This is a genomic window from Sphingomonas sp. (assembly GCF_035910975.1).
Lineage (GTDB): Bacteria > Pseudomonadota > Alphaproteobacteria > Sphingomonadales > Sphingomonadaceae > Sphingomonas.
Genome location: NZ_JAMHWM010000015.1, coordinates 1 through 7,690, shown reverse-complemented (window position 1 = coordinate 7,690; position 7,690 = coordinate 1). Strand labels below are relative to the sequence as shown.

The 7,690-nt window shown below is 67.9% G+C and carries 2 protein-coding genes; both read right to left on the bottom strand.

Annotated features, from left to right (window positions below; genetic code table 11):
* Positions 1-60: 60 nt before the first annotated feature.
* Positions 61-2,112, bottom strand: coding sequence for a hypothetical protein (locus VYI76_RS16800; RefSeq protein ID WP_443018895.1), 2,052 nt, complete (start codon positions 2,110-2,112; stop codon positions 61-63).
* 69 nt (positions 2,113-2,181) lie between these two features.
* Positions 2,182-7,690, bottom strand: a 5,509-nt coding sequence (locus VYI76_RS03245; RefSeq protein ID WP_326523343.1) for a hypothetical protein, incomplete at its 5' end; no start/stop codon positions are given.

Sequence of the window (7,690 nt, the reverse complement as noted above, 5' to 3'; positions counted from 1 at the left end):
ACCTGCTCTGGGTGAGGACCTTCCGAACCGTCGAGGAACTCCGCCTCGCCCTGATCGACTTCAGGCGAACCTACAACGAATGCTGGCTGATCGAGCGCCACGGCCACCGCTCGCCAGCCCAGTTCCGACGCGACCAGATGGACATGATGCCCTTGGCCGCATAGTCGCAATCGGGTGTCTCAAAAGCCCGGGGCGGTACAGGCCTTTGAGTATATTGATCTCGCTGGTCCGCTTGTAATCGATATGCGTTCTCCAGATAAGATTGTACTGGAATCGGCACCCATACATATTTCCGATGAAATTGACGGTATCCATCCCATCTTCGATAAATTCATTCCCCCTGATCCAAAGATCATAGGCGATACAGTTCCATGCACATTCGATCTGCCGGTGGTGGAATTTGAACAGGCAATTTTCGATCCGGACATGCCGGATGGAGTTTTCAAGCCGCATCCCTTTCGACCCGGTATCCGCCACGCGCGCGCCGTTCGGGTAATTCTGGGAGATGATATCGGAATTCGCTCGGGCCGCCGGATACGGATCGCCGTTGGCTCTGGTATCGGGATACGAGCTGCCGTCGAAGAAGATCCCATCGATCAGAATTCCCGAAGTGTCGGTCATCAGGACCTTAGTGCCGCGGTGATTGACGCGCGGCATATTGACCCGATCCTGCGGCCTGATCCGGACGAATGAGCTCCGATCGCTCATCCCAGTTCGAGAGGTATTCTTGCTGATGTTCCTCAGGTCGAGCTGGCCATAGTCTCCAGGCGCCATCTCGATAACCTGCCCGAGCGAGGCATTGATCAGCGCCGTCCGCAGCCCCGCCGCGGTCGTCACGGTATAATCCGCGTCTCCCTCGTCCCCCGTCGTGGGCCGATTGCTGACCGTGATCTCGGCCGAGTAGCTGGAGTAGACGGTGTTGCCCGAGGCGTAGACGAGGCCAACGCGGCTCTTGATCTTCTTCCCGGGCGATTGGTTCGAAAGATCGAAGTAATAATCCGTCAGGACCGAGGAGACGACGCCGTCGACGGTCCACTCGTATATCTTGCGCGTCGGCGTGCCGCGATAGGTGCCATCCGTCGTGGAGACCCGGGCACTGGGGTACCAGTCGGCCGCCTTGCTCGGCGTGACGACGGGCTGGGCCGTGAAGCCCTCGGTGGCCGGGATCGGGACCCGGTCGGCATATTCGGACAGGATCGGCCCGCCCGCCGTGTTCGTCGCGCTGTTGCGGAAGCTGGCGTAATACCCGCCGCCGAAATAGAGCGCGGTCGGCGTCCAGGTCGCGCCCGTCGCGCCGGGGATCGCCGCGAGCGCCCCGGTCGCGGACGAGGCGATATACCACTGGCCCGTGACGGTTGGCGGCGGGCTGCCGACAACCGGGGCGGGGGTCGCGGTGAGCACCCCGGTCGTGGTGTTCCGCGCGATGCTCGGTTTCGCGGTGAACGCCGGGATGGTCTGCGTGGCCGAGACGACGGTGATGCGGTTCGACCGGGCGGTGGCCTGATTGCCGCCCGAGTTCGCGGTGTCGAGATAGGTCATCTCCGCCGCGAGGTCGGCCGGAGTGGTCGTGTAGCTGAGCGCCGTCACGCCCGTCGCCGTGCCGCCCCGATACCACTCGCCGGCGATCGTCGGCGCCGGCGATCCGGTCGCGGCCCCGCGGACCGCGACGAGCACGGCGCCGACCACCGGTGCGCCGCCGCCGCTGACCGAGATGACCGGATCGCGGGTGAAGACCGGCAGGCCGGTGACCGCGGTGACCGCCACCGACGCCTTGCCCGGCGGCTCGGGCCGGCGGCGATACTTGTCCACGGCATGCTCGACGATCTCCAGACGTCCGGACGGCGCCTCGACGGGGATCGTGAAGCTCGGATTGCTCGACTGGCGCAGCACGGCGCCGGAGGTGTCGTAGAGCGTCCACTCTCCGCCCTCGGACTGGATCTCGATGCCCTCGTAGGTGCCGCCGGCCCAGGTAAGCCTCTGCCCCGGCGCGGGCGTCCCGATGATCGTCGGAGGCGTGAGCATCTTCGGCGACGGCGTGTTGAGCCTCCGGTTCCAGGGCAGCTTCTGCCACTTGCCGGTCGCCGTCTTGCTGTAGCGCCTGATATCAGCCATGCGAGACACCTCAAAGGTCGCGGCGCGCGTGGAGGAGCGCCCGTCGAGCGGTGGAAAAGGGGAGGGGGGTCAGTAGATCGGCAGGACGATCGTCGCGGACTTGGCCAGGTTGCCTGCCTTTTCCGTCGTCACGCCTTCGAGCGGTGACGCGGTCGTGGGGTCGGAATAGCCCAGCATCACCCGGTTCGACGTTCCGAAGGTCTGCTTCAGGGCGATCCCGGGGCGCATCTCGCCTCCGTCCGAGGAGACCAGGAAATGGAGGCCGAGATAGATCCCGCGCCGGGGCGAGGGGAGGCTCGCTTCTTCCCAGGTGACGGTGCCAGGCCCACCCGCCGTGCCGCCGGCCTTCCACCATGCGATATCGCCGAACTGCGGCACGCCGCCGAGCTTGCGCAGCACGACCAGGATGACGCGCTCGGCGCCGGTCCAGCCGGTCAGCGCCTCGCTGGCCGAGGCCGCGACCTTGTGGGCGAGGCTCACGCCCGGCGCGCCGGAGCCGGAATTGAAGGGGATCGTCGTGAAGCCCGCGGGGTGCGCGGGCGCGGTGCCGCCCTGCGCCTGAACCGCGATGGCAAGAATGTCATCCTCCTTCTGGTGCACGGGCTTGGTGGTGAAGCCCAGCGTCGCGGTGATGGCGCCAGTGACCGTGCTGCCGTAGCTGACCACCTGGACCGTCGCGGGCGCGACCACGCCGCCCTGGGGCGAAAGCGTGAGGACCGGGACACGATCGAAACGGTTGAGGGTCGCCAGATAGGTCGAGTTCGCCGCCAGCGTGACGGGCAACGTGCTCGCCCCGACCAGCGGGATCAAGCCATTGTCCGAAGGTCCGACCGTGAGCGTGCGTGCCGTGCCGTCCGTCGATATCAGGAGATAGGCGGTGATATTGCCGGTCAGATTGTCCCAGATCGTCGCGTCGAGCGTCAGGTTGGCCGAGATCGAGCATTTAGCGACGCGGTTCGCAGCGGCGTTGTAGGCGAGCACGCCCGCGACGGGGATAACCGGGAGTCCGGCGCCGCCGAAGGGCATGGCCGCCTCGATCAGAAGCGCGGCCCCGGGATAGGTCAGTCCCTCGACCTCGCCGTCCTCGTCGAAATGCGGGATCCGGTTCGGCGTCTGGATGACCGCCTCGGAGTCCGCGCCGACGATCCGGCGCAGGTTCGCGGCACCCTCGATCAGGCCGCCCGCGAGGAGGACGTCGCCGTCCTCGACGCCCGAGAGCAGCGCCGCGCCGTATCCCGCCCGGCTGTAGAGGCCGTTGAGGAGCGCTTCGATCGCCACCTGGCTCATCGTCAGCTGCGCGGCCGCGAGCGCGTTCCCGAGGCGCGGTCCCCCATCCTCGGCGTCCTGCGCGGCCGCCTCGATATGGGCCAGCGTCCGCTCCGCGCTCGAGAACGCATCCGGATCGGCGGTTTCGATCGCGGCGATCAGGGCGGCGCCCAAAGCCGTCTCGTCGGGATCGGAGTTGCTGGCCACGACCAGGGCGATCAGCTCGGCGAGGCTCATCTGGCCGGTGCGCCTGACGGTCACGCTGACGCCGGTGGCGTTGATCGCCAGCGCGCCGGAGACCTGAACCTCGTCGGGCAGGCCGATGATCTCGACCTCGACGTCGGTCGCGCCCGTGCCGTTGACCACGGAGCGCAGCCGGCCGTCCGGGTCGATGATCGACGGTGCGACGAGCACGACGCGTGTGCCGGTGACCCCGGCCGAGAAGCCGATCAGGTCGTAGTTCGCGCCGGTGAACCGCGACAAGTCGATTGTCAGGCCGATCAGCCAGATCTCGTCGACGTTGGCGCCGATCTCGATCAGACGCGAGCCGGAGGTCGCGCCGGTCGGGACGATCTCGGTGCCGGACCAGCGCAGGAGGTCGGTCTGGGTGACATAGACCGTCCGAAGATTGTCGGAGATCTCGAAGCGGCCGCCGACGATCCGGGGCGCCTTGAGCTTGATCGCCGCGGTCTGCGCGCCCAGCCGGACCGCGTCTCCCGGTCCGGTATACCGCGCCCCCTCGATCGACAGATCCCAGCCGTCGCCCTCGGCCTGGGCCCAGAGCTGGGCGCCGTGCGCGGCGGCCGAGACGACCGGGTTGACGGCGCGGTTGCGCCGGCCGCGCAGCTGGATCGCCGCGCCCGAACCGTCCTCGCCCGCGCTGCCGCCAGTGACGCGCACACCATCAATCACGCAGTCCTGCGCCGAGGAGTGCAGGTCGACGGCCGCGCTCGTCGATCCCATGCAGGCGCCGGTGATCCTGAGCGCGGTCGCACGCCCGTACTGATAGGTCGCGCCGCCGGCGGCCGTCGTCAGGCTGCCGGTCGTAACGCAATGGCGGTTGCCCTCGCCCCGGATCTCGATTTCGTTGCCGTAACCGCAGCAGTCCTGGACGCCGTAGGCGGAGATCCCGGCCGAATTGATCTTGTTGTCCGCGCCCCAGGCGCCGACGCGCCAGGTCGAGAGGAGGCAGCTCTGCGGCTGCAGACCGCAATCGTAACCATCGAAGATAGTCGCGTCGACGAGGGCGTCGACGAAGCCGCGCAGGGTCAGCGCGTTGACGTGCCAGGTCTGACCCGGTGTGTGGGTGATCTGGCCCGGGCCCGTCAGCGAGAAATCCGCCCCCTTGGGGACTTTCTGGAGCCGGATGCCCGTGGTGAACGGATCGAGCAGCCGCATGGCGACATAGACCGTGTCGCCCACGACGGCGCCGACCCGGCCGTATTGTCCGACGCGCCGCTGATCGTTGATCTCTCCCGGGATCTGATCGTCCGCGACGAGCTTGACGATCTCATCGACCGCGACGCCATGGCCGGGCGAGACAACCGCGATGCATTCCGTCGCCGAGGCGCCGCCGTCCATCACAAAGGTGGTCGAGGTCAACGATGTGACCGCCGTCGGCGCGGGCCAGACCGCCTCGACGACGATCGGCCGCTCGATGTTGGCGACGATGTTGATTTTACCGGCGAGCAGAACGTTGAACCGCGCGCCATCGGCGACCGACACCTTCGCCAGCGCGCGGGTGATGTCATAGGTCCCGCCCAGGTAGGCCGTTTTGCCGGTCGCGAGAGCGGCCGCCCAGCACGCCTCGATCTTCTCCTCGGTGGTGCCGGGATATTCCTCAGGGATCACGTAGAGCGATTGGCCGGTGACCGGCGCCTGGGCCGCGACCCAACCCCCATCCACGACCCGCGCGACCTTGCCATTGTCGGCGGTGGTGACCGCCGGCAGCGAGGCGGGCAGGGCGCCGGCCACCCACGCGCCGGCGGTCACCATCGCGACCTTGCCATTGTCGGCGGTGGTGACCGCCGGCAGGCCGGTGACACCCTTGCCGGTCACCACCCAATCGTTGGCCGCGATGCGCTCGATCCGGAAATCGGTCTGCCCCGGGATGAGAACCGACCCGCCCGGCCCGCCGTTCACGGTGACGTCGGTCGAGCCCTGGACCAGCATCGCGTTGAGCGACGAGCCCTCGACGAGGGTGTGGTCGACATAAGCCACATCGGCCTGGTGCCGGATCGTCAGGACGGGTGTGGCATGGGTGGCACGCAGGCGGGCGCGGTTGTCGGAGATCGCGAGGTCGCGCGCCGCCGAGGTCCAGCTGACGAAGGTGTGGATCGGCTCCTTGCCGGCGAGCGCGAGCGCGGTCGCAGCCTCGCCGGCAGCGGCATCCGCCTTGGCGAGGCTGGCAATCATGGCGATCGTGGGCGCGATGACCACGTCGCCCGAGAGCGGCCCGCCGAGTTCCAGATAGGTGCCGTCGCCGTCCACCCTCCTTGAGGTCGGCACACCACCACCACCACCGGTCGGGTCCTGCCATTCGATGTCGAAATCATTTTCCGAGAGCTTGACGGGCATCTGACCCACGGCCCCGCCGCGGAACTTCTCGAGCGGGCCGTCGACGTTCGCCTTCAGGATGCCCCGCCAGCTCGGGAAGTTGAAGAAGTCGAAGCCGGAGACGTCGCCGATGACCGGAATGTGGGTATTGCCGCGCACCCAGGCGCCAGGCGTCGAATTCGTCGCCGCGCCCCAGATCGAAATGTCATGGCCGCCCCCGACCGCGTAGACCGACTTGATCCCGGCGCCCTTCAGGTTCGCCCCGTTGGCGACGACGCGCACGGCGTCGGCGCCGGCGCCGATCGCATATTCGCCCGCGCCTGAGAAATCGACACGGTTCACGATCGCCTCGCCGCCGTGCGAGCATTCGAGGCCGCGATAGGTCGCATCGCTCACATCCGCGTCGGTGGCGCTCAGGAATCCCCGATGCACCCCGAGGCCGTGGCCGCCACTGCGCCTGGCCGACCCGTCCTGGAACTGCGCATGCGTCGCGCGCGAGAAATACGCCGCCGCGAGCGAGGTCAGCGTGCTGATCGCGGGCACCGACTGGCAGTCATCGGCGGACGCGCCCTGGAACGATGGCGACGCCGCCTGCTGGCATCGGATCCCCTCGCCGCCGGCGCCATCCCATTTCGAATAGAGCGCATAGACCTGCCCGCCCTGCTGGACGAAGCCGGCCCGGCCCGCGTTGATCACGCCGCAGCCCGGATTGATCTGGCTCTGGGTGTTGACGCCCACGTAGCCGTTGCCGTCCCGCCCCTCCATATCGATGAGGCAGGCGATGGTCGGCGCCGATCCCCTGTTGAACACGAATACGTTGCCCGCCGAGCGATAGACGGCCGAGAGAAGCATCGGGTCGACGTCGAGGTTCGAGGCGCCGACGAAGCCCGCGGCGAGCTTGACCGCGCCGGTTCCCGCGTAGGTGATCCTGATATGCGCGGTACCGGACCCGTCCGCGCGCAGGCCCTTGGTGAGCCGGTGCCCGTTCGCGATCACGATGTTGATCGTCTTGGCGCGCACCCAGAGCGCCGCGTCGAACGCCGCCTGGATGTTGGGGTAATCACCCGGGACCGCGATCTCGAATTCGTCGACCGGATCGGGCAGCGCGCCGCCGCCGGACGAGGCGACCGGATCGACGCCGAGAACGACGCGATAGTGCGGGTCCGTCGCGGCCGGGCCGTAGCGCCGCAGCACGTAGAGATGGTCGGCCTTCAAGGCCCCGACGCGCAGCGGCGTGCCGTCCACCGCGCGCACCGGGAGGCGGGCGCCGTTGTCGCCGATCCTGAGCGTGACCGAGCGGCCCGCGTTCGCGGCATTGGCGACGAGCGAGAACAGCATGCCCGTGGTCACGTCCGAGACCGGGCCAACGACGCCGAAAGGCTCGCCCGTGATCGTCGTGCCCGTGCCCGAAACGTTGGTGAGCTGGATCAGCCCGGTGCGCTCGATAACCGCGAGCCGCTGCTTCTCGGTCGTCGTGCTCGCGACAATGCGATAATTGCGAGTATTCGCCGCGCCGCAGCGGATCGTGTAGTACCGCCCGGCAGTGATCTCGCCAGCGACCAGCTCGTTCCCGTCCGCGTCGAGCAGCGGCCGATCCGGCTCCGTGCCGATCGACACCATCACTGTTCCGGTGTTCGCGTTCGCCGCCTGGACGATGTACTTTTTGCCGGTGACGTAATCCGTCGAGCCCGAGAAGGCGGCGCGCCGGGTGATGACCCAGCGGTTGGTGCCGTACTGGCTGTCGACGTCCTCGACC

Coding starts and splice junctions, on each gene's coding strand:
- VYI76_RS16800 (WP_443018895.1), bottom strand. CDS start 2,112: ATGGCTGATATCAGGCGCTACAGCAAGACGGCGACCGGCAAGTGGCAG.